Genomic DNA, 22,299 nt, shown 5'->3' on the forward strand with positions numbered 1-22,299 from the left:
TAATAAACTCAGTTTAAAATAAAAAAGTCATCCAAATTTTGGATGACTTTTTTATTAATACGTATTTTATATTAAAAATTTTTTCTGTTAAAGATAATTACTAAGAAAAGGTTTAAAAAATTATAGATATTTCCTCTATTTTTTTGATCATGATAACAGATAACATATGCTATTTTAGTTAACTTTGTATTCAAATAATAAATAACGTGAAAATTATAGCAGTTATTCCTGCAAGATATGCAGCTTCTCGTTTCCCTGCAAAACTCATGGGGATGTTAGGAGAAAAAACAGTCATTCGCTCAACTTATGAAAATGCTATAAAAACCCAACTTTTTTCAGATGTATTTGTAGCAACAGATTCTGAAATAATTCATAACGAAATTTCAAGGAATGGAGGTAAAGCTATTATGAGTATCAAATCGCATGAAACTGGCAGTGATAGAATTGCTGAAGCTGTTGAAAATATAGAATGCGATATCATAATAAATATACAAGGGGACGAACCTTTCGTAAAAAGGAAGCCTTTGGAGCAATTAATCGAAGTATTTAAGAAAGATTATAATAAAGAAATAGATGTAGCTACATTAATTCGGAAAATGAATGATTGGAGTCTAATTGAAGATCCCAATTATGTAAAAGTAGTCAAAGACCGTAATGATCATGCCTTATATTTCTCACGCTCTGTCATTCCCCATCCAAGAGAAAAATCATTTCAAGCAGACTATTATGAGCACGTAGGTGTGTATGCTTTCCGTAAAAAAGCGTTATTAGATTTTGCAAAATTACCTATGTTACCCAATGAACAAGCAGAAAAGATTGAATGTATACGATATTTAGAATATGGAATGAAAATAAAGGTAATTGAAACTGATTTTGTAGGAGTTGAAATAGATACTCCTGAAGATTTGGAAAAAGCAAATGAGATATTACAAAAACAGATTAACGAGAAAAAATATAAAAATGAAATTTAGAAATTTCCCAATGGTTCCGCGAGTTATTTATGGACGTGGAAGCTTTGATCAAACTTCAGAAATTATTGAAGAAAAAAGAAATAAAGACTATCCGTTTATTTTTTTAGTAGATAAAGTATTTGAAGGAAAAGAGCTCGAAAAAAGAATTCCGTTAAAAGGAAAAGATAAAATTATATTTATAGATACTACAGATGAGCCCAAGACTAAAGGTATTGATGCAATCAGAGATTCATTAAAAGAAGAATATGGTACGGTTTCAGGCGTTATAGGAATTGGAGGGGGAAGTGTGATGGATTCTTCAAAAGCGGTGGCAATCATGATGAATAGTGAAGGTTCGTCTTCTCAATATCAAGGATGGGATTTAGTGAAAAATCCGGCTGTTTATCATGTAGGGATACCAACCATTAGCGGTACAGGTGCGGAGGTTTCACGAACTTGTATATTGACAGGTCCGGAAAGAAAATTAGGTATTAATTCAGACTTTACTCCTTTCGATCAGGTAATCCTTGATCCGGCCTTAGTAAAAGGAGTTGAAAAAAATCAAGCATTTTTTACTGGAATGGACTGTTATATTCATTGTATCGAATCTTTAACAGGAACTTATCTTAATGCTTTCAGTAAAAGTTACGGAGAAAAAGCTCTAGAACTTTGTCAGAAGGTATATGTTCACAAAACTGAATGGGATGATGAATCAGATGAAGATTTAATGATGGCATCTTGGCATGGTGGAATGAGTATTGCATATTCTCAGGTAGGGATAGCTCATGCGGTTAGTTATGGTCTTTCCTATTTATTGGGAACCCATCACGGAGTAGGCAATTGTATTGTTTTTGACAGGTTGGAAGAATATTATCCGGAAGGAGTTAAGGAATTTAAATATATGGTTGAGAAAAATAAAATAGAAATTCCACAGGGCGTTTGCAAAGGTTTAACCGATGAACAATTTAATATTATGATTAATGTTTCTTACGGAATGGTTCCCTTATGGGAAAATGCATTAGGAAAAGATTGGCAAAAAATAATGACTAAAGAAAAATTAAGGGCCCTTTATGAAGAAATGTAGCCATAACAATATCTAGTTAAAGGTAACAATTTCAAAAAATAAGTAAGGGGGAAATTTATTAAAAATAAATTATTCACTAAAAAATTCCAAGTTAACGCAAATGTTACTTGGAATTTTTTAATTTCAAATATCTTTAAAATCAAACATGAAGAAACTATTATTTGCTATATTCCTATTTGTATATTTAATAGGATATTCACAAACGGCTGACCAAATAATTGCTAATCATTTAGAAGTAACCGGAGGTGTTCAAAATTGGAAAAAATTGAATTCAATAATAATCAAAGGTGAGATAATTTTGGACTTATATGAATCCTATCCTATAGAGATTTATCAACAAAGGCCGGATTTGAATAAGACAGTTTTACAAATACAAGGGAAAAAAAATATTTTGAATGGTTATAACGGTAAGAATGCTGTACGGTATAATTTCCAAACCAACCAAGTCGAAGAAAATGATAATTATATTACTGAAGCATTTGAATCAGATTTAGTGGATTATTCGGCTAAAGGATTTCATGCGATGCTTTTAGGAACAGAAAATATTGAAAATAAAAATTGTTATAAAATAAAATTAATTAAAAATTCTGAATACGACATTTATTATTTTGATAAAAGTACATTTCAACTTATTCGAGAAGATAATAAGCTTGAAAGTAAATCATATTCAGATTTTAATTTATTTTCTGGATTGACTCTACCCTGTCATATTGAGGTGAAAAATAAGGTTGAGAATGAATATTTTGTTCTTATATTTACATCTATTGATATTAATAAGGTAATTCCGGAAAAAGAATTTAAGTTCTAGTATATAAAAAAAGCACTCTTCATAACTTTAAAAAAGAGTGCTTTTTTTAGTTTTTATAAAAAGTATTACTTTTTAATAATACTTCTGGATATAGGATTTCCTTTTCCTGAAATATTTATAATATATACCCCTGGCCGGTAATCTGTTAAATCTATAGAAAACAGTTGATTTTTTTCAACTTTTTGGAATATTAAGGTTCCGGACATATCATAAACTTTTACATGAACATTATTCCCCTTTTTACTATTTTTCCCCAAATCAATATTGAAAATATCGGGAGAAGGATTAGGATAAACGGTAAAGGTTATGTCCTTTGATATTATATCTTCTGTTCCAAGTTTCTGCTCTGTAAACTCGCAAACATCTAAAGAGAAAGAATTTAATGTACCACCGGCTAATTGATAAGTAGGATGAACATTTAATCTCCATTTTTCACTATAATTCTTTCTATATAATGAACTGATAGGATGATGAGGTTTAATACGTCCTGAAATAGGTGAAGTACAATCTAGATTGTTTCCTGCATCGTCAAAAGCAACTTTTAATTTGGAAAAATTAGAACAACTTTGCTTCCATAAATTAGTTGATTTATAATTGTTAGAATTAGAATCATAATTTTCTAAATTAATTTCGAGTCCACCAATATTTGGATAATCAATATCAACATTCGCTCTTATACTAAATTCACCATTAATTTTATTCTTAGGAATATCTATATCCATCGTTGTTACCATATCTGTATTTATTGGGATTGGAAGAGGAGGTCCTAAATGTGCATAATTTTTACAAATAGTATCATAACCTATTGAAAAATATTCAGTAGTTGCAAAAAATATATTATCAATTGCCTCAATCATTATTTTCGCTTTTGTTGCGGTTATATTAGAAGGTAAATACACAGTGGCTTTTCCAGAATTCGGAGTGTTATCGATGAGAGGAGTTATAGTTTTATTTTCATCTGTAAGTAAAGAAATTTTTACATTCTGTGTATTAATTGGATAGGCAGTAGTATTGGCTACATTCCAAGTGACATTTATTGAATCACCCTTTCTAGCTAAGTAATTCGCTATAGGAAATGTTGCTATAAAAGGACCACCAATATTGGAAACAATGACTTGCTTATTTTCAATACTAGTTTGAGGCCTATTAGGGTTATTGTCGCGAACAGTAACTGTAAAATTAAGTAATCTGCTGACGTCTGAAACAGTTTCCCAGGTTTCTGGTGAGTGAATGTTACTAGCTAAAGCAGGAAAATACCTTCTGGTTGAAGATGTTGGTGAAAACGATCTGAATATAGGACCGGAAGTTTGTAGTGAATTTACTTTGGTAACACTAAACATAGCGTTATCATTCTGTTCCCAACAAAAAGAAAGTTCATCCCCATCAGGATCGGTTGTTCCTTCTGCATCTAAATAAAATCGTGTACCTATTGGTATGGTATTACTTGGAGCACCCACTTTTATATTAGGAGGATGATTAGGAATTTGATTAAGGGTACCGCAATTTTTTTTTTGAAGATTTGAAGATATCTGTTGAATGCTTGTAGAGTGAAAATAGGAGTCTGAATGTGATTGTACATTATAATCAGTTATACCGGCATATCCCATGATTGTACTTCCGCTTCCAGGTTCTTTATTTACATCGGTATTTTCAAGATAGTGTGAAAAAGTATGGTTAGCGCCTAGTTGATGTCCTATTTCATGAGCAACAAAATCTATATCAAAATCATCCCCTGAAGGAATATCGTTTGCTGGAGATGTATAACCACTTCCTTTTCCTACATCGGTGGGTATGCCGTTTTGATTTAATTTTGGACTAACACAGATACAGCCTATACAACCGGCATTACCACCGCCGCCTTTTGCACCAAACAGATGGCCTATATCATAATTATTTTCACCCACTACAGAAGTAAGCGTTTTTTGAAGCTCCATATTCCAGTTATCCATATTTCTGGAATTTGAATAGGGGTCTGTACTAGGATCTGTATAAATTAGAGAAATATTGTTAATCATTTTTAGATTTACAGCAAGATCTTTTTCAAAAATACCATTTACACGAGTTAATGTAGTATTGATTTGTTGTAAAGCTTCATTAACCCCACCAAAATATTGCGTATACTCCCCAGTTACAGATAGAGCTAATCGATAAGTGCGAAATTTTTGATCACTAACAATCGATTTGTTAGAAATTGATTTTTCGGAAAGAGATTCATCAATCGTAGTACAGTTAAAATTATTTAAATTTAAATATGATCGTTCTCTAACAGAATATACGGAGCCATCAATTGTATAAGGATCAATTAGTTGTATTTTACCAGAGTTATCAATGATCATAGAGTTAAATTGAGTAGGAGAAATACTAAAGCGAATAAATTTGCTTTTATCATCCAAACCGATACCAGCATAAGAATACAATCCATATTCATCTTCCATTTCTTTTTCCATAATAGGAGCATGATAAATAGAAAATTTTTCAACTTTGCCGCTTGTAGTAGGAATATATACAATAATTGGAAGACTATTTGTTCCTCTTAGGGACGAAGATTTTAATTGTTTTTTTAAAGAATAAAAATCAAGGGTATATAAATCATCTACAACTAAATTAATGCTCTTGCTTTTTATTTGTTTTCCAGATAAGCTGGTTCTTTTCCAATAATTCTGTGCAGAAACAGATATGGTTATCAAGAAAATAATAGAAAATAAAAAAAATTTTTGCATTTGTATTATATATTTATATATTGTTGTAACAACAAAAATATAAAATATAAATTAAAGCTCAATAATGCTTGTTTAATTTATGATTAATAATTATAAATAATATGGTATTTTTTCTTTTTTTTAAATAATTTTAAATTAATATAATATAGAGGGAATATTCAAAATTCTTAAATAAAAACCTAAAAATATTGATTTGTAAAATAATACTAAATATTTGAGATAAAAAATCAAAATATAATTAAATGATGATTACTAATTTGATTTAATCATACATAAGAAAAAAAGCGAATAAGCGAATAAAGTAAATATTGTGAAAATTTTATATCTTAAAATTAATTTTTATAATTTCATATAGATTTTTGCCCAACTATTTTTTAAGGGCTGCTTGAATTTTTCTTCAAACTCTTTAGGGGTATTAACTGAAAGATTGTATACATAAGTATCAGGAGTGATTTCTTCGGATTTAATTTTTTCTTTAAAGGATGATATAGGAATAGTATTAATATTACCATTCGTATCTTCAAAACTTACCCATAATCTGTTTAAAAGCTCAAGATGATATATATGATCGATCTCTCTCATACACTGATTTAACTTATCAAGAGAGCAGCCGGTAGCCCTTGTTTGATCTTCATCAACCATGATAACAATAAATTTATCTTTTATAATTCTCAATTCAGATTTTAAATCAGCTCCATGTGCCACCCATGAGGCTAAAAACTTAGAAATGATATCAGAAATATTTTGTTTTTCTTCATTGTTAAGAAATCTATTGGATTGAAAAATCCAAAGTCTACAAAAATTATTCATCATTTATTTTAGTAAAAAATTTATATTATTACGCATATTGCAATCGCACCAACAAATTTAAAAATAAATTTCCTGATTGGATTTAAAATTTAAGAAATAAGTGTAAATTAGAAACATATTTGTTAATAGCCATAACTTAAACAAATAACCATAACTACAATTTAAATTTAGGTGTAATTATATGGATTTTGATTTTCATAAGATTAATAAAGATTTTAAAAAGATAAATACCAATATTAGAGTATATAGTGATCTTCTAATTGAAAAATCGTTAGATGTATGGAATATAAAAACTAAAGTAGGATTATTCTTTTTTTCATTAGGTGTCGCAATTTTAGGGACTTATTTTCTTTCTCCGACAGAATTTTCGAAAGCTCAGGAATATACTATGTTTATTTTGATGTTTTCTATCCTTCTTTGGGTTACCGAGGCTATACCTCCATTTGCTGTCGGTATACTGATCATGGGTTTTCTTATATATACTATGGGAAATATAGAGGGTTCGACAATAGATCCGAAGACAATTTCAAACACATGGTCCGATAGTGTCATATGGATTTTTTTAGGCGGATTTTTCCTCAGTGAGAGTATGAGAAAAACAGGTATTGACCTATCCTTGTTTAGAGGGACCATATCGATATTTGGTAGTAAGCCATCACATATGTTACTAGGGATTATGTTAACAACGTCGTGTTTGTCTTTAATTATATCAAATACGGCAACCTCAGCAATGATATTGGCAGCTGTTATGCCTTTCTTGGAAAGAGAGGGTAAAGATTCTCCAATGGCAAAGGCTATTCTTATAAGCATTCCGGCATCGGCAACTTTTGCAGGCATGGGCAGTTTAATATCTTCTCCTCCTAATTTAATTGTCGTGGATGTGCTCAAATCCAAAGGAATTGAGGTTTCATTCTTTGACTGGATGATATTAGGACTTCCTGTAGCATTAACTTTATTACTATTCTTTTGGCTTCTTCTGAAACAAAAATATACTTCAAAAGTAGATAAGATTAATTTAAATTTTTTGGAAGAGGTTACAGCTGTACCTAAAAAAATTAGATTACAAAGGTTCTTCGTGATGTTAATTTTGTTTGTAACCGTTTTCTTCTGGATGATGGGGTCTAAATTAAAAATACCAAGCGCGGCTACTTCCGGTATACCTATTGTTTTCCTTCCTATGTTAGGAATAATAACAGCAGAAGATATTAGAAAACTTCCTTGGGATACCTTAATGCTGGTTGCAGGAGGATTGTCATTAGGTATCGCCATAAAAGAATTGTTAGCGCCTTATTATTCCGAATTATTGGGCGGAGCGTCTTTCAACATGTATCTTATGATGATGTTATTTGCAATCATTACGGTTATATTTTCAAATATAATGAGTAGTACCGCAACGGCAACAATTGTAATTAATATCGCGGCAGTAGTACTTCCACCAGAACAAATATTACCCATAGGTCTTGTAATCGGACTTTGTGCTTCATGTGGATTATTCCTTCCGGTATCTACTCCTCCTAATGCTATTGTATACAGCACAGGAATGCTCAAACAATCCGATTTTTATTTTGGAGGTTTTTATGCTGCTATAGTAGGGACCATAGTTATTATGGCTTGGGTTTTATTCTTGCAAAATTTTACAGGCTATTTTGAGATGGTTTTAAATGGTAAATGAGAAGTAATATATATTTTAAGAAATATTTAAAATAATAATCTGTCAACTTGGCATATAAAGTTTTATCTTTGCATGCGGTTTTATTTTGATTTAATAATGCCTATACTATTTAGATAGGTAACATTTAGTATGGAAAAAGAAATTTTAGAAGAAAGACAAGGAGAAATACTAGTACAAGAAAGTGTATCTAAAAACACCAAAAAATTATTCTTAGAAAGTTATGGTTGTCAAATGAATTTCTCAGATAGTGAAATTGTTGCTTCGATACTTAATGGAGAAGGATATAACACAACTACGGAATTGGAAGAAGCAGATTTGATTCTTCTTAATACCTGTTCTATTCGAGAAAAAGCAGAGCAAACCGTAAGAAAAAGGCTTTCCCAATTTAATGCGATAAAAAGGAAAAGACCCAATTTAGTTATAGGCGTTTTAGGATGCATGGCAGAAAGATTAAAAACAAAATTTTTAGAAGAAGAGCATTTAGTCGATTTAGTAGTAGGTCCGGATGCATATAGAGATCTACCTAATTTGCTTAAAAATACAGATGATGGTAGAAATGCTATAAATGTAATATTATCTAAAGAAGAAACCTATGCAGATATAAGCCCTATACGGTTGGGAGGTAATGGAGTTACAGCTTTTGTTTCTATTACAAGAGGATGCGATAACATGTGTACTTTTTGTGTAGTTCCTTTTACAAGAGGGAGAGAAAGGAGCAGAGACCCTCATTCCATTCTTAATGAATGCAAAGAATTAGTGAGTAATGGATATAAAGAAATTACACTTTTAGGACAAAATATAGATAGTTACTTATGGTATGGAGGAGGACCTAAAAAAGATTTTTCCAAAGCGAGCGAATTACAAAAAGCTACAGCAATAAATTTTGCACAATTATTGAATATGGTAGCAGAAACCTGTCCAGAAATTAGGATCCGTTTTTCTACATCTAATCCTCAAGATATGAATGAAGAAGTGCTTTACGTAATGGCTAAACATGATAATATATGTAAATATATACATCTGCCCGTACAAAGTGGAAGCACATCAGTATTACAGCGTATGAATCGTCAGCATACACGTGAAGAATATATATATTTAGTTAACAAAATTAGAGAAATTGTACCCGAATGTGCAATTTCTCATGATATAATAACTGGTTTTTGCGGAGAAACGGAAGAAGAGCATCAGGAGACTTTATCACTTATGGAATATGTAAAATATGATTTCGGTTATATGTTTGCCTATTCAGATCGTCCTGGTACTTTAGCGCATAAAAAATTGAAAGATGATATACCCGCGGAAATAAAATCAAGAAGACTTAAAGAAATTATAAGTCTTCAACAAAGACTATCGTTAGAAAGAATGAAAGCCTATACAAATAAAGTACACGAGGTTTTGATAGAAGGAACCAGCAAAAAAAGTAAAGATCAGTGGTACGGAAGAATTTCCCAAAATGCAGTTGTGGTATTTACTAAAACTGAAGGTACGAAAATAGGTGATTTTGTAAAAGTAGCAGTACATGATTGTACTTCCGCTACATTGATAGGGAAAATCGCATAATAAAAAATATGGATTCATTACAGGCAATAAAGCAAAGATTTGGAATAATAGGAAATAATGTAGGGCTAAACAGAGCTTTAGAAAAAGCTATGCAGCTTGCTCCTACAGACATTTCAGTTTTAGTAATTGGAGAGAGTGGAGTTGGAAAAGAATTTATTCCAAAAATTATTCATAATCTATCGCCAAGAAAACATAAACAATATATCGCAGTAAACTGCGGGGCAATACCGGAAGGGACAATAGATTCCGAATTATTCGGTCATGAAAAAGGAGCGTTTACAGGTGCGGATAAAATACGAAAAGGTTATTTTGAAGTAGCTGATGGAGGAACAATTTTTTTAGATGAAGTTGGAGAATTGCCATTGCAAACTCAAGTTCGCTTATTAAGAGTGCTTGAAAGTGGCGAGTTTATGAAAGTAGGCTCTTCCAATATACAGAAAACGAACGTGAGAATTGTAGCTGCAACTAATGTAAATCTGTTGGATGCAATAAAAAAAGGAAGATTTAGAGAAGATTTATATTATAGATTAAATACGGTTCAGATAGATATTCCTGCTTTACGAGAAAGAAAAGATGATATACCTTTACTATTTAGAAAATTTTCAGTTGATTTTTCAGAAAAATATAGAATGCCATTTGTGACTTTATCCGATGAAGCTATGTCTTATGTTCAAAATTACTATTGGCCGGGGAATATTCGTCAGTTAAGAAATTTTACAGAGCAAATTACGGTGATAGAAACCAATAGAAGTTTATCACTAGAAAAAGTTAAAGAGTATTTGAAAGACATCCCTGAAACAACCTCTTTGATTAACTTCTCTAAGCAAAATGAAAATAATTCTGATTTTTCCAGCGAAAGAGAAATATTATATAAGTTTTTGTTTGACATGAAAAAAGATCTCAACGATTTAAAAGCGTTGACATTAGATCTTATCAAAAATAAAGGAGATTTGAGGTTGAATCCAAATGATCAAGATCTTTTTCAAAGGGTTTACAAAGATTACGATATTCCTAAATCTGGTGATCCTCTTGTCTATTATGACGATAAATCGGTTATACCAGCCGTTCCTTCAAATGTTAATGATTATCATGAAGTTTTGGATGATTATGAATATGAAGACATATCTAATGATTCTGAATCTTTATCTTTACAAAGGAAAGAAGAAGAACTTATAAAAAAGGCATTAGAAAAATATAATGGTAAGCGTAAGTTGGCAGCAAAAGAGCTTGGCATTTCAGAAAGAACCTTATATAGAAAAATAAAACAATATGATATTGAGGAATAAAACCATATTACTTATAATAGGGATTTTTTTTATATCTTTGTCTGGATGTTATTCATTTACAGGATCTTCTTTAGATCCTAGTATAAAAACTATAGAAATAAAGTCATTTCCGAATTATTCAGCCTATCAAAGCCCCAATTTAAGCGTTGACTTTACTACTGCTTTACAAAATAGATTTAATCAAAGAACGAAGCTCGTAGAAACAAATGTAGACCCTGATATAATTTTAGAAGGAGAAATAACTAATTTTTCTACAAGCCCTATAAATATTCAGAGTAATTCAGATGAAGCAACACAAAATAGATTGACAATTACAGTCTCTGTAAGATACGAAAATAAAAAACAACCGGAAAAGAGCTTTGATAAGACTTTTTCAGATTATGAAGATTATTCAAGTAAAGAATTATTGATTGATGTTCAAGATGATTTAGCACAGAAAATAAATCAAAGAATTATAGATCAAATATTTTTAGCAATAGTAGCAGATTGGTAATTTATGGATATTAGTAGAATCGTACAATTAATAGAAAGTCCTGAAAATCTTAAATTTTCCGATAAATATTATATTGAAAATATAATAGCTACTTATCCCTTTTCTCAATCATTTCATTTGCTTTATTTAACTTGGAAACAAATATTTACATCAGAGCCGTTAGACCATGATATACAAAAGGTTTCTATATATACAGCTTATAGAGAAATATTAAAAAAATATATAGAAAATAATAAAAATATTGTAAAAAAGGTAAATATAGACGAAAGAGAAGAAGAAAAAGATAAGACAAAGAAAGTTGAAGGGGCTATGATTTCTAAGAATATAGAGTTTAAAGAATGTATGGAAGAGAAAGATAATGTTAGGGAATTAATTGAGACACATTCAACGTACGAAGATACGATTAACGAAAAGAATATATCGGAAAAATTATTGAGTGATAGTTTTAATAAATTAGATTTAGAGCCAGTGCAGAACATTTACGAAACTAAGCCGCTTTTATCTGAGGATAATGAGTTAAAAAAAGAAAATAGTATACTATTTAATGATTGTACATATACTAATATTGAAAAATTAGGAATTTCACATCTATTTAAATCAGATTCTCAAGTTGAGCTTGAAAAGGATAATGAGGGAAATGAAGAAGAATATAAATTAGAACAAAAAAATAATTATTTGCCCGAGCAAGATTTCCTTGAAGAAAAAATTGAAAAATCAAGAGATTTAGATATCGAGAAAATAATTAAAGAGGAGACTAGTGAAAATGAGTTCGATAAAATAGAAACTATTGAAATTGAAAAAGAAGAAATTATTTCAGGTTTGGATAAATTAACTTTTAATCAATGGATTTCTCTTTCAAAGCAAAAAATTCCTTTAAAATCTGAATCTGAAAAAGTAAGTAATGAGACAGATAGGCAAAATGCGATTATTTCAAATTTTATTGAGAGTAATCCCAAGATAAGGCCGATTGTGAAAGATTCTAAATCTAGTAAAAGCATAGAGTTTAAAAAGGAAGAAATACAGGATATTGCAAATCTAATGACAATTACTTTAGCTCAATTATATGTTGAACAAGGTAAATATGATACGGCAATAACGGCTTTTAAGATATTAAGTTTGAAATATCCAGAAAAAAGTAGTTATTTTGCTTCAGAAATAAAAAAAATAAAAAAGATAAAAAATTCAAAATAATATGACAGCAGTATATGGAATAATAATGATATTTATCATTATCGCGTGCGTTTTGCTAATATTGGTTGTTTTGTCGCAAAATCCAAAAGGAGGCGGTTTAAGCTCGACATTCGGTGGTAGTGGAACACATATGTTTGGTGTTCAAAAAACAAATGATTTTATGGATAAGGCAACCTGGACATTAGGAGGGGTTATAGTTGTATTGTCAATTTTTGCATCAGTATTGATAGCAAAACCGAGTGTATATACATCATCTCCAACCAAAAACTCAAATCAGTCTTCAAATACTCAACAAGAACAGGCTTTGCCAAAAACTAACGAAAAGTAAAATAGTTAGAATAATTTTAACACTAAAAAATAGTAATTAACAAAGTTCTTAAAAAAATAACGTTGTGTTAGGAAGAAGGCAAATTAGAGAAAAAATTCTACAGGTTCTGTATGCGTACAATATAAGTGGGAATGAGTTAGAATATGTTGAAAATAGAATGTTTCAGTCTATAGATGAGATTTATGATTTATATATTTATCAGTTAAATCTGTTATTGGCTGTGAGAGATTATGCTCTTGAAGTAATTGAAAGAAAAAAACAAAAACTCTTTGCAACAGAGGATGAGAAAAACCCAAATCTTAAGTTTGTTAATAATAAGATATTCGATTTATTAGAAAAAAATAAAGCAAGAAAAGAGTATTCAGACAAACATTTAGAATTATCCTGGCATTTAAATAACAATTATCCGGCTCTCATTTTTAAAAAATTCCAAACTTCCAGAAGTTATCTGGAATATATGCAAAGTAATGAGACAGATTTTGAATCTGAAAAAAGAATATTGCTTAAATTATTTCTGAAGCATATAGCCGATAATGATATAATGTATGAATGGTTTGAGGAGCTTAAACTTTCTTGGGCAGATGATGTTCATATTGCTAATAATATGACATTGAAAACTATAAAATCAATAGAAGAAGGAGCTCCATTCGATACATTAATACAAGTTTTAAAATCGGATGAAGGGTCTTTATTTGCAAAAAATCTTTTTAGAACTACTGTTAAACATTATCCGGAAAGTTTAAAACTGATAGAGCAAAGATCAAATAATTGGGAATTAGATAGAATTGCTGAGATAGATAAAATAATTTTAGCGATGGGGTTTACAGAGCTTAATTATTTCCCTCAAGTTCCTGCTAAAGTGGTAATTAATGAATGTATTGAATTGGCAAAGGTTTATTCAAGTGCAAAAAGTAATGTATTCATTAATGGTATTTTAGATAGATATGCAAGAGATATGAATAAAGTTTAAACAAACCGATTATATGAAAAAATCAGTAATATTATTTATTATGGTCGGTCTATTATGTGTAATAGGTTGCAAAAAAGAAGATAAGCCTTTAAGACAGGAAGAAAATCATATACAAGACCATCCGGATAAAAAAGTTGCGCAGAGTATTCCCAAAATTACAGAAGAATCGGTAATTCAATTTACTGAAGATTACTATGATTTTAAAGAGATTAAAAAAGGAGAAGTTGTTACCCATGTTTTTAAATTTACAAATATTGGAAAACGGCCACTATTAATTTCAGAAGTAAGGCCATCTTGTGGATGCACTACTCCCAAATATACCACGGAACCTGTATACCCAGGTAAAAAAGGAGAAGTAACAGTAACATTTGATTCTTCAAATTTTAAAGACGAAGTATTTAAAACTGTTGCCGTATCAGGTAATTTTGAAACTAAGATTATCAAATTTAAAGCAAAAGTAAATTAAAATAAATTATACTATGTTGACAATAATTTTACAAGCAAAAGGAGGATTTATGGAGCAAGCAGGAGCTTTCCTTCCCCTGGTTCTTCTATTTGTAGTATTTTATTTCTTTTTTATTAGGCCTCAGACAAAAAGGCAAAAACAAGAAAAAAATTTCCAAGATGATATTTCTAAAGGCACAAGAATTGTAACTACTTCCGGTATTCATGGAAAAATAGCGGAAATAATGGATGACGGGCTAATTATCGAAACTATGGCCGGAAAAATTAAAATTGAAAAATCTGCAATATCACGTGAATTATCTATGGCTAGATATCCGGAAAATGTACCTGCTAAGAAGTAAAAATTATAGTTAAATACTGTAAAGCATATTCTATATACAATAGAATATGCTTTTTTAATTAGATAAATATGAAAGTAGTAGTAGGCCTTTCAGGAGGAGTAGATTCAAGCGTAGCTGCATATCTTTTACAGCAACAAGGCCATGAAGTTATTGGTCTTTTCATGAAAAATTGGAATGATTCAGAATTTACGTTAGAAGATGAATGTCCATGGGTAGAAGATAGTAATGATGCATTATTAATAGCTCAAAAGCTAAATATCCCTTATCAAGTTATAGATCTTTCTGATATTTATAAAGAAAGGATTGTCGATTATATGTTTCATGAATACGAATCAGGACGAACACCTAACCCTGATGTTTTATGTAACAGAGAAATTAAGTTTGATATTTTTCTTGAAACAGCTTTATCATTAGGCGCAGATAAAGTAGCAACCGGACATTATGCCAGGGTAAATTCCTTTATGGAAAAAGGCCAGATCATTTATAAGCTATTAGCCGGAACTGATCAAAATAAAGATCAATCTTATTTTTTATGTCAACTTAATCAATATCAGTTGTCAAAAGCATTATTTCCCATAGGGAATTTAACCAAACCTGAAGTAAGACAAATTGCCTCAAAAGCTGGTTTAATAACTGCAAATAAAAAGGATTCGCAAGGCTTATGCTTTATCGGCAAAATTAGATTGCCGGATTTTTTACAACAGAAATTAAAGCCTAAGAAGGGTAAATTAGTTGAAATATTTTCTGATAGTCATAAATATGAAAAGGAAGAAAGATTATTCACATCTAAAAAAGAGGAACTAATTTATTTATCTACTCCTCAACAATACACGGAAGAAGATGGTAAAGTTATCGGAGAACATTCCGGAGCACATTATTTTACGATTGGACAAAGAAAAGGATTGGGCATTGGGGGGCATATAGAACCCTGCTTTGTAATCGATACCGATGTGTCTAATAATGCGATTTATGTAGGAGAAGGTAAAAATCATCCTGGATTATTAAGAAAAGCCTTATTCATTTCGCAAAAGGAAGTGCATTGGATTAGAGAAGATTTAAAGTTGAAAATGGGAGGTCAGATGCAAGTAAAAGTGCGGATAAGATATAGACAAGCTCTACAAAATGCAGTGCTTTATCAATACGAAGAAGGAATATTCATAGAATTTGAAAATTTGCAATCGGCAATAACTAGAGGGCAATTTGCTGCATGGTATACAGATGATGAACTAATTGGAAGTGGGGTTATCTCGTAATTAGTTAGTTTATTAATCAAAAAGGAGCTTTAATATATCCAAAGAAATTGGTTTTTTAAAATTAGACAAATGTGTTTCAAAATAAGTTATAATTTCAGTAAGCATCTGTTTACGTTGTGATGTATTAAAGCAATTTTTAGAAGATTTAAATTCATACGTAAGCAATAATTTCCATAAGTATGCATTTTCTTCCATAGTAACAGGATTAGCTTTTAAAGAGAATACTCCCTCTTTAATGATAAAATATGGGAATTCAGAATCATTTTCTAAAGGATAAAAGCCAATATATTTAGAAAAATGAAGTAAAAAATATAGATGAAAATCAGAAAAATAATTGTCTTTAGAATCCAAATCAATTAAACTTTTCTTTATGAAGCCATATAATGATAAGTCTGGTGTTTCTTCATTTTTAAGAGTTTGATTTACTATTTCTCCAATAAAAGTTATGATTGATGATTTAATAATATTTGTATGAATAGTATTGAAAATATGACCTTGATGAATTTCTTTAATTAGTTCTAAAGAATTATTTTTTTTAGAATAGAAGACAAGCTCGATTTCATTAAATAAAAAGATAAAATGACTTTTTTTGTATTTCTTCGAAAAAGAATTTTTTAAGATAAAACTCTTAAACCCGAATTTTTCAGTATAGCACTTAATAATGAGGGAAGAATCTCCATATTTTAAAAAAGATAAAACAATTGCTTTAGTGGATTCAATCATTATTCGACCTTATCTGATAATTGCAATTTTAGTAGTTGCATGTTTTTTCCCCTCAGAATTGCTCATTAAAACTAAATATACCCCTGAAGCCACCGGTTTACCTTTAAAATTGTTTCCATTCCAAATAGCAACACCACCTGGGGCCCTGGTTTCATATACAAGGTTGCCTGACACATCAGTAATCTTAACATAAGCGTCATGAGCTAATCCTCGAATAGTTATATTTCCTGTATAACCAGGTCTAACAGGATTAGGATAGGCAACCACATTTCCAAATTCATCGCCAGAATCAATAATATCACCTCTATAAGAGACTATGCCGGAAGGAGTAACAAAATAAACTTCGCCTGATTGATCAATTTGTATATCTGTTATCAGGTTTGAAGGTAATGGTGAATTTTCTTCCGTAAATTTATTTAAAAGAGTTGTTCCATCTTCCGATAAATAGAAAACGCCAGAACTATTAGTGCCTATCCATTTTCTATCAGCACCATCTGTTCTAATAACATTAATTTTGGTTTCACGTAGAACTTCTTCTCCTAAACCATTTTGAGAAATTACAATTCTTTCTGTATTGTAAATCCCGGATTCTAATGCCTGATAAGGGTTTCGTAATATACGTAGACCGCTATCGGTACCAATCCAAGCAGTACCCGATTTATCTAAGGTCGCACACATAACATTATTGGAAGGTAAACTTCCAGAATTTTTATCCGAATTGATTAAATAAATTTTGTCGTCATAAGTATTTAGCGGAGTACGATTATAATTATATACTACAAGCCCATTATTTCTTGGAGAAGGTACCCATACATATCCTTGAGAATCAATATAAGGATCCATAGCTCCTCCGGTTTGGTTGATTCTTTTAGGCAAGAGGCTTAAATATTTGAATTCATCAGTTGGTGTTTTTATATTAATAGCATTATTAACTCCGTTATTGGTTTCGGCAGACCAAGTTTGTACAACAATTAAATTACCATTACTATCAAAACCACCGCCAACAAGACGTTCATTTTGTTTAATTGAAGAATTGGTATGATTGTATATTGCTTGCAACTTATTATCTACCATTTTTAATAAGCCGTTTTCATAAGAAAGGATGAAAACTTCATTAGCATTATTGCTATTTGGGATTACCTTCATGATATACCTTTCCTTATTAAGGCTTTCGTAATCGATATGATTCCATTTTTGTCCATTAAAATGGTAAAAGCCATAAGTGTTAGCGCTAGACTGAAAATTATTAACAAGATTTCTTCCACCGGGGGCAACCCATAATTGATTATCAAAAATCGTCAGAGAATATGAACGATTATTAAAAGGACCATCCGGTACTAGATAAGTGGAATCTAGATAAAGACCTTTTGATTGAGTTCCTCCATAAAAAATATCATGAGAATAAAAACCTGTATTTAAATTATCTGAAAATTCTTTAAATTTTAAAACGTTAAGAGTATTATCTAGTAAAACCATTTTATTCTTTTGTACTAATAAAATGGAATTGTCAATGGAAACAATATCATTTAAATTAGGATAATTTCCTTGATTTTCCCAAGATAAACCTTCGTCTTCACTTTTATAAAGAGTATTATAAGAACTGGCTACTAATATGGAATTATTTTTGACTATTTGATTATAGTTTGTTCCTTTATTAGAAAGATTCCAAGCTGAAAAATTAGGAAGTAAATTATCTATGGTATGAGAATATATCCCGTAGTTAGAAGCAGCATATATTTTATTATTAAAAATTACACTTTTATTAACCTTATAATAATTGAGACCTTGTTTGAAATAGCAAGTTTCTTTAAATTCAAGTTTTTTTAAATTAAATAAAGCTATTCCAAAATCCATTGAAAGTACGGCATAATCTCCTTCCGTGTATATATGATTGATTTGTTTGCTTCCTTGATAATTTTGATCTAAAGGGATATCAACAATTAAATGAATTTTATCCTGCATTATAATGTCTAATTTACCATTACTATAACCAATAATTATAGATTTACTACTTGGGTTATATGCAAAGGCTGAAATACTGACTTCATGTAAACCGTTAGCTTTTGATATTTTTTTTAATTCACCGTTTGATTCATTGTAAGAAAATAAACCATTTTCAGTGGCACAGAAAATGAGATTATCAACTTTTTGAATGTTCTTGACATTGAAATAGGAAAAATAATCTTTCCATCTTGAACTCTGACTATAGCTAAGAATAGTAAATATTAGTAAAAATAAAAAAAATAGCCTTTTCATAGAAATGATATGTATCGCATGTAAATTTAATAGATTTAAGGCAAAAAATAACAAATGAGAGCATATTTTATAAAAAAATGTTTTTAGATTATACTATTTAATCTTTAGCATAATACTATGAAAAATAAATATATAAGGGAGATAAGACTAAGGTTAAGGTTAATAAAACTAAAAATTCGATACCAAAAAATATGATAAAATGTTGAATAATGGACGGGGAAGAATGAATTGTAAAATACAAAATACAATATAAGATATAGAAGAAAAGCTCAAAAGGAAGCTCATTAGTTATTTTGGAAAATTTATTATATTTAAAAGATCAAAATAATTTTATATAATATATAAAAGTAATACTAAATTATTATAAATAAAACATTAAACAATAATTTCAAAAAAAAGAACAAAACGCGATAAATAAAATTCAAATTTAATTAAACTAATTAAATTAAAAATAGAACTTTTTTAGCATATTAAAGAATAAGGAAGATAATAAACTTCTAAAGCCTATTGAAATGGAGAAATATACTCTATTATAATTACAAAAGAAAACTATAAAATGTTTGTAAGATATTTGTTAGATTAAAAATATTTTTTAAATTTGCAACCCTATTTAGGTTGATTTTTAATAAAGGTAAAAGAAGAAAAGTGAATACACTAAGTTACAAAACCATATCAGCAAACAAAGAGACTGCAAATAAAGAGTGGTTACTTATTGATGCAGATGGACAAAAATTAGGTCGTTTAGCTTCTAAAATAGCTAAAATTTTGCGAGGAAAACATAAAACAAATTTCACCCCACATGCAGACTGTGGAGATAATATTGTTGTTATCAATGCTGGAAAAGTTGTTTTATCAGGGGATAAAACAGAACAGAAAGAATATGTAAGACATACAGGGTATCCCGGTGGGCAAAAATTTTCAAGTGTTGCCGAAATTAAGGTAAAAGATCCTAGAAGATTGTTAGAGTATGCAGTAAAAGGAATGCTTCCTAAAAATAAATTAGGAAGAAAAGTACTTAAAAATTTATACTTATATGAAGGGGCAGAGCATGAACAAGTAGCTCAACAACCTAAATCATTTGATATTAACGCTTTCATCTAAAAATAATGGCAGTTACACATAAAATAGGAAGAAGAAAAACATCTGTTGCAAGAGTATATCTTTCTGAAGGACAAGGAGAGTTCACTATAAATGGTAAAGATTATAAAGTTTACTTTCCGACAGAAGTATTACAATATAAAATAGCTCAACCTTTTCAATTAACTGAAACTTTAGGTCAATATGATATTAAAGTAAATGTATATGGAGGAGGAGTAACTGGACAGGCTGAAGCCATCAGATTAGCAATTTCAAGAGCTTTAGTATCATTAAATGAAGAAAACAGAGCAGTTTTAAAACCAGAAGGACTTTTAACTAGAGATCCTAGAATGGTAGAAAGAAAGAAATTCGGTCAGAAAAAAGCACGTAAGAGATTCCAATTCTCTAAACGTTAATCCGACTATTGAAGAAACTATCTAAAATATTTATAACCACTATTTTTTTCTAGTGGTTATTTTATATAAAAAAATAACAATTTAATAAATAATTTAAATTTGCCGTTTAGCTTAGCATCCAAACTAAATTTATTTTAAGTTGATTGCAAAAACTGCGGAACGTAAACTAAAAAAATTATGGCAAAAGTAGACGTAAAAGACCTTTTAAATGCAGGAGTGCATTTCGGTCATCTTACCCGAAAATGGAATCCACACATGGCTCCGTATATTTTTATGGAGAAGAATGGAATCCATATTATTGATTTACACAAAACATCTGTAAAATTAGATGAGGCATCAAATGCTTTAGGGAAAATTGCAACATCAGGAAGAAAAAACAAGCAAAAGATATTGTAGCAAAACATGCAGAATCTGTTAATATGCCTTATATAACAGAGAGATGGCCAGGAGGAATGCTAACGAACTTTGTTACAATCCGAAAAGCCGTTAAAAAAATGAATTCTATTGATAGAATGAAAAAAGATGGTACTTTTGAAACTCTATCTAAAAAAGAAAAGCTACAAGTAGATCGTCAAAGAGCAAAACTAGAAAAAAACTTAGGATCTATCGCTGATATGACTCGTTTACCTTCAGCTCTTTTTGTAGTAGATATTTTAAGAGAACATATTGCAGTAACGGAAGCAAAAAAATTAGGTATACCTGTTTTCGCAATTGTCGATACCAATTCGGATCCTCAATTAGTAGATTTTCCTATTCCGGGTAACGACGATGCTTCAAAATCTATCGACCTAATATTAGAAACAGTTACCAATTCTATTAAAGAGGGATTAAGTGTAAGAAAAGCAGAAAAAGCTAAGGCTAAAGAAGAAGGCGTTGCTGAAGAAGAAGATGTTTTGGTACAAGATACTAATGATACAGAGGCTTCTGATAGTAAAGAAGAAAATAACGCATAATAAAGTTAAACTTAAATAAAAAATAAAGATGTCATATTCACCAAAAGCAGCAGATGTAGCAAAACTAAGAAATGCTACAGGAGCAGGAATGATGGACTCAAAAAAAGCTTTAGTTGAAGCCGAAGGAGATTTCGATAAAGCGGTTGATTTATTAAGAAAAAAAGGACAAAAAGTTGCAGCAAACAGAGCAGATAGAGAAAATCATGAAGGAGCTGTTATTGCAGCAGTAAACGGAGAAAATACTAAAGCAGTAATAATTAAATTAAACTGTGAAACCGATTTCGTAGCGAAAAATGAGGATTTTGTTAAATTAGCTAAGGAATTTGCCAATTTAGCATTAAATTTCAATACAAAAGAAGAGCTATTGGCTGCTGATTTCAATGGTATTTCTGTAAGCGAAAAACTTATTGAGCAAACAGGGGTAATAGGAGAAAAAATAGAAATATCCGGATTTAAAACATTAGAAGCGCCATTTGTAGGTTCTTATATACATGCCGGGAATAAAATAGCTTCTGCTGTAGGTTTATCAAAATCTTTCGATAGTGCCGCAGAAGTAGCTAAAAATATATCTATGCAAGTTGCAGCAATGAATCCAATTGCATTAGACGAATCTCAAGTAGATTCAAGTGTCATTGAAAAAGAACTTGAAATAGCTAAAGATCAATTACGTCAAGAAGGTAAACCGGAGGCAATGTTAGAAAATATTGCTAAAGGAAAACTTAACAAGTTTTTTAAAGATAATACCTTGTTAAAGCAGGATTATATTATGGGTGAAAAAATCTCAGTAGAAGATTATGTAAAATCTGTTGATTCTGAAGTTAAAATTACTGGATTTATAAGATTATAATTCATAGAAATCTATAATAAAATAAAAAAGACTGTATAATTACAGTCTTTTTTATTTTTCATAAAACTTATTGAAAGAATATTTTATTTACAATAT

General features: G+C 30.0%; 20 protein-coding genes and 1 pseudogene. 17 read left to right on the forward strand and 4 right to left on the reverse strand.

Annotated features, from left to right (window positions below):
- Nucleotides 1–206 precede the first annotated feature (206 nt).
- The 3 genes from kdsB (at nucleotide 207) to M3Z80_RS00125 (ending at nucleotide 2,842) form a co-directional block, all read left to right on the forward strand.
- The gene (gene kdsB, locus M3Z80_RS00115) at nucleotides 207–971 is read left to right on the forward strand and encodes a 3-deoxy-manno-octulosonate cytidylyltransferase (protein WP_293916336.1); all 765 of its coding nucleotides are present in this window, start codon (nucleotides 207–209) and stop codon (nucleotides 969–971) included.
- On the forward strand, nucleotides 961–2,034 hold the full coding sequence (locus M3Z80_RS00120) for an iron-containing alcohol dehydrogenase family protein (RefSeq protein ID WP_293916338.1): 1,074 nt from the start codon (nucleotides 961–963) through the stop codon (nucleotides 2,032–2,034). Before kdsB ends, M3Z80_RS00120 begins: the two co-directional genes overlap by 11 nt.
- Nucleotides 2,035–2,179: 145 nt before the next feature.
- Nucleotides 2,180–2,842, forward strand: a complete 663-nt coding sequence (locus M3Z80_RS00125) for a LolA-like protein (RefSeq protein ID WP_293916340.1) — start codon at nucleotides 2,180–2,182, stop codon at nucleotides 2,840–2,842.
- A 65-nt stretch (nucleotides 2,843–2,907) separates the two neighbouring features.
- On the opposite strand, the gene M3Z80_RS00130 is transcribed toward M3Z80_RS00125, so the two are convergent.
- A complete protein-coding gene (locus M3Z80_RS00130; protein ID WP_293916342.1) occupies nucleotides 2,908–5,562 on the reverse strand; it encodes a reprolysin-like metallopeptidase in 2,655 nt (884 codons plus the stop codon).
- 339 nt (nucleotides 5,563–5,901) lie between these two features.
- Nucleotides 5,902–6,372, reverse strand: a complete 471-nt coding sequence (locus M3Z80_RS00135) for a hypothetical protein (protein WP_293916344.1) — start codon at nucleotides 6,370–6,372, stop codon at nucleotides 5,902–5,904.
- Between the two features lie 181 nt (nucleotides 6,373–6,553).
- On the opposite strand from M3Z80_RS00135, the gene M3Z80_RS00140 reads away from it, so the two are divergent.
- The 10 genes from M3Z80_RS00140 to mnmA all read left to right on the forward strand — a co-directional run bounded on the left by M3Z80_RS00140 (nucleotide 6,554) and on the right by mnmA (nucleotide 15,931).
- Entirely contained in the window at nucleotides 6,554–8,044 is a 1,491-nt protein-coding gene (locus tag M3Z80_RS00140) for an SLC13 family permease (RefSeq protein WP_293916346.1), read from the forward strand.
- Between the two features lie 129 nt (nucleotides 8,045–8,173).
- Nucleotides 8,174–9,604, forward strand: a complete 1,431-nt coding sequence (gene miaB / locus M3Z80_RS00145) for a tRNA (N6-isopentenyl adenosine(37)-C2)-methylthiotransferase MiaB (protein WP_293916348.1) — start codon at nucleotides 8,174–8,176, stop codon at nucleotides 9,602–9,604.
- Between the two features lie 8 nt (nucleotides 9,605–9,612).
- Entirely contained in the window at nucleotides 9,613–10,890 is a 1,278-nt protein-coding gene (locus M3Z80_RS00150) for a sigma-54 interaction domain-containing protein (protein ID WP_293916350.1), read from the forward strand.
- Nucleotides 10,874–11,383: an LptE family protein gene (locus M3Z80_RS00155; protein ID WP_293916352.1), complete on the forward strand. Its 510-nt coding sequence runs from the start codon at nucleotides 10,874–10,876 to the stop codon at nucleotides 11,381–11,383. The genes M3Z80_RS00150 and M3Z80_RS00155 overlap by 17 nt, the downstream gene beginning before the upstream one ends.
- Nucleotides 11,384–11,386: 3 nt before the next feature.
- On the forward strand, nucleotides 11,387–12,574 hold the full coding sequence (locus M3Z80_RS00160; RefSeq protein WP_293916354.1) for a hypothetical protein: 1,188 nt from the start codon (nucleotides 11,387–11,389) through the stop codon (nucleotides 12,572–12,574).
- A 1-nt stretch (nucleotide 12,575) separates the two neighbouring features.
- Nucleotides 12,576–12,902, forward strand: coding sequence for a preprotein translocase subunit SecG (gene secG / locus M3Z80_RS00165; protein WP_293916356.1), 327 nt, complete (start codon nucleotides 12,576–12,578; stop codon nucleotides 12,900–12,902).
- Between the two features lie 64 nt (nucleotides 12,903–12,966).
- On the forward strand, nucleotides 12,967–13,872 hold the full coding sequence (gene nusB, locus M3Z80_RS00170) for a transcription antitermination factor NusB (protein WP_293916358.1): 906 nt from the start codon (nucleotides 12,967–12,969) through the stop codon (nucleotides 13,870–13,872).
- Between the two features lie 13 nt (nucleotides 13,873–13,885).
- The gene (locus tag M3Z80_RS00175) at nucleotides 13,886–14,338 is read left to right on the forward strand and encodes a DUF1573 domain-containing protein (RefSeq protein ID WP_293916360.1); all 453 of its coding nucleotides are present in this window, start codon (nucleotides 13,886–13,888) and stop codon (nucleotides 14,336–14,338) included.
- 13 nt (nucleotides 14,339–14,351) lie between these two features.
- Nucleotides 14,352–14,678 (forward strand): preprotein translocase subunit YajC, encoded by a 327-nt coding sequence (gene yajC, locus M3Z80_RS00180; protein WP_293916362.1) that lies wholly within the window; start codon nucleotides 14,352–14,354, stop codon nucleotides 14,676–14,678.
- A gap of 68 nt (nucleotides 14,679–14,746) precedes the next feature.
- Nucleotides 14,747–15,931 (forward strand): tRNA 2-thiouridine(34) synthase MnmA, encoded by a 1,185-nt coding sequence (gene mnmA, locus M3Z80_RS00185; RefSeq protein WP_293916364.1) that lies wholly within the window; start codon nucleotides 14,747–14,749, stop codon nucleotides 15,929–15,931.
- Nucleotides 15,932–15,943: 12 nt separating this feature from the next.
- Here mnmA and recO read toward each other — a convergent pair whose 3' ends face one another.
- The gene (gene recO, locus M3Z80_RS00190; RefSeq protein WP_293916366.1) at nucleotides 15,944–16,654 is read right to left on the reverse strand and encodes a DNA repair protein RecO; all 711 of its coding nucleotides are present in this window, start codon (nucleotides 16,652–16,654) and stop codon (nucleotides 15,944–15,946) included.
- A gap of 9 nt (nucleotides 16,655–16,663) precedes the next feature.
- The gene (gene porZ, locus M3Z80_RS00195) at nucleotides 16,664–18,910 is read right to left on the reverse strand and encodes a type IX secretion system anionic LPS delivery protein PorZ (protein WP_293916368.1); all 2,247 of its coding nucleotides are present in this window, start codon (nucleotides 18,908–18,910) and stop codon (nucleotides 16,664–16,666) included.
- A gap of 645 nt (nucleotides 18,911–19,555) precedes the next feature.
- Here porZ and rplM point away from each other — a divergent pair.
- The 4 genes and pseudogenes from rplM (at nucleotide 19,556) to tsf (ending at nucleotide 22,203) form a co-directional block, all read left to right on the forward strand.
- Nucleotides 19,556–20,011, forward strand: coding sequence for a 50S ribosomal protein L13 (gene rplM / locus M3Z80_RS00200; protein ID WP_293916370.1), 456 nt, complete (start codon nucleotides 19,556–19,558; stop codon nucleotides 20,009–20,011).
- A gap of 5 nt (nucleotides 20,012–20,016) precedes the next feature.
- Nucleotides 20,017–20,403, forward strand: a complete 387-nt coding sequence (rpsI, locus tag M3Z80_RS00205) for a 30S ribosomal protein S9 (protein WP_293916372.1) — start codon at nucleotides 20,017–20,019, stop codon at nucleotides 20,401–20,403.
- Between the two features lie 177 nt (nucleotides 20,404–20,580).
- Nucleotides 20,581–21,356: pseudogene (gene rpsB, locus M3Z80_RS00210) on the forward strand (30S ribosomal protein S2).
- A 28-nt stretch (nucleotides 21,357–21,384) separates the two neighbouring features.
- Nucleotides 21,385–22,203, forward strand: coding sequence for a translation elongation factor Ts (tsf, locus tag M3Z80_RS00215; protein WP_293916374.1), 819 nt, complete (start codon nucleotides 21,385–21,387; stop codon nucleotides 22,201–22,203).
- Nucleotides 22,204–22,299 lie beyond the last annotated feature (96 nt).

Origin of the sequence: Apibacter sp. (assembly GCF_025291155.1) — a bacterium.
Taxonomy (GTDB): domain Bacteria; phylum Bacteroidota; class Bacteroidia; order Flavobacteriales; family Weeksellaceae; genus Apibacter.